Source organism: Inquilinus sp., assembly GCF_057815775.1.
This window is the reverse complement of record NZ_JBYRFX010000313.1, coordinates 1-1,867: the sequence shown is the minus strand read 5'-3', so window position 1 is coordinate 1,867 and position 1,867 is coordinate 1. Positions and strand designations below refer to the sequence as shown.

Here is a 1,867-nt window from a genome sequence, read left to right as displayed (position 1 = left end):
CAGATGCAGGAAGCGGTCATCGACCGTCCGCGGCGCCTCGCCATAGAGGAAAAAGCTTGGAATCATAGTTTTCTGCATGGTGCTTCCGCCCCTCTCCGCCGGCATCCGGATGCGGCGGCAGGGAAGAAATGTCCAATTTATCCGATGCCGCGTCCATTGCTTTCGCGGGGGCCGGGCGCGAGTCTTGCCGTCGAACCATGGCCTGAGGGCCACGACGGCACAGGCTCCGGGAGGGCCTTGGAATGCGCACCCAGGTCGCCATCATCGGCGCCGGGCCGGCCGGCATGGCCCTGGCCCATCTGCTGCACCGCGCCGGCATCGACGCCGTGGTGATCGAGCGCCGCGGCCGCGACTATGTCGAAGGCCGGGTCCGCGCCGGGGTGCTGGAGCAGGGCACGGTCGCGCTGCTGGACCGGCTGGGCCTGGGCGCCCGCATGCGGCGCGACGGGTTGCCCCATGCCGGCACCAACCTGGCGGTCGACGGCGAATTGTTCCGCATCGACATGCGGGCCCTGACCGGATCCGGCATCATGGTCTATGGCCAGCAGGAGGTGATGCGCGACCTGTTCGACGGCGCCGCCGAACACGGCCTGCCCGTCGTGTTCGAGGCCGGGGACGTGCAGTTGCACGACATCGGCACGGAAAAGCCGCATGTCACCTGGCGGCGGGACGGCACGACGCAGCGGCTGGATTGCGATTTCATCGCCGGCTGCGACGGCTTCCACGGCGTCAGCCGCGGCAGCATCCCGGACGGCGTGCGGCGGGAGTTCGAGCGGGTGTATCCGTTCGGCTGGCTCGGCATCCTGGCCGATGTGCCGCCGGCGGATCATGAGCTGATCTACGCCAATCACGAGCGCGGCTTTGCACTGGCCAGCATGCGGTCGGCCCAGCGCAGCCGCTACTACGTGCAATGCCCGCTGGACGACCGGATCGAGGACTGGCCGGACGACAGGGTGTGGGACGAGATCTGCCTGCGCCTGGGGCCGCAGGCGGCGGCCGGGGTGACCCGGGCGCCATCCTTCGAGAAGAGCATCGCGCCGCTGCGCAGCTTCGTCGCCGAGCCGATGCGCCATGGCCGCCTGTTCCTGGCCGGCGACGCCGCCCATATCGTGCCACCGACCGGGGCCAAGGGGCTGAACCTGGCGGTGTCGGACGCGGTGATGCTGGCCGAGGCCCTGGGCGAATACTACGGCGAGCGCTCCGCCGCCGGCATCGACTTCTATTCCGCCCGTGCCCTGGCCCGGGTGTGGAAGGCTGAGCGCTTCTCCTGGTGGTTCACCGGCCTGACCCACCGCTTTCCCGACACCGGTCCGCTGGAACGCCGGCTGCAACGGGCGGAGCTGGACTATATCAGGGGCTCCTGCGCCGCCCAGACGGTGCTGGCCGAGAACTATGTCGGGCTGCCGCTGGTCTAGGCGGACAATCCCGCAGCGGATGTCTCCGCCTCTGCCTGGATCGCGGCCCAGGCCGTCTCGATGTCCGCCAGCTCCGTGTCCGGGGCGCCGATCGAAACCCGGACCATCCAGCGGCCATCCACCGTGGCCGGGGTGAGATAGGCGGCGCCGCCGGCATTGACCGCGTCCGCCCAGCGGCGCGTGTGGTCGTCCAGCGCCTCGCCCGACAGGCCGTCCGGCTCATGCCGGATGCAGACCGTCTGCAGCGGCACCGGCGCCAGCACGCGCCATTCAGGCGTCGCGGCGATCTGTTCTTCGAGCCATTTCGCATTGCTGATGTCACGACGCAGCCGCGCCTGCAGTCCTTCGACACCCTGCTCGCGAATCAGGAACCACAACTTCAGGGCGCGGAAGCGGCGGCCAAGCGGCAGACCCCAGTCGCGATAATTCCTGACGCGGCCATCAGCGGCGGT

2 protein-coding genes are annotated in these 1,867 nt (G+C 69.5%); one reads left to right on the top strand and one right to left on the bottom strand.

Annotated elements, in window-relative coordinates; genetic code table 11:
- The first annotated feature begins 242 nt into the window (after nt 1-242).
- Nucleotides 243-1,415, top strand: a complete 1,173-nt coding sequence (pobA, locus tag AC3XYG_RS11075; protein WP_489139884.1) for a 4-hydroxybenzoate 3-monooxygenase — start codon at nt 243-245, stop codon at nt 1,413-1,415.
- Here the strand turns inward: pobA and AC3XYG_RS11070 are convergent.
- On the bottom strand, nt 1,412-1,867 hold a 456-nt coding region (locus tag AC3XYG_RS11070; protein ID WP_489139883.1), incomplete at its 5' end, for a pyridoxal-dependent decarboxylase. The genes pobA and AC3XYG_RS11070 overlap by 4 nt on opposite strands.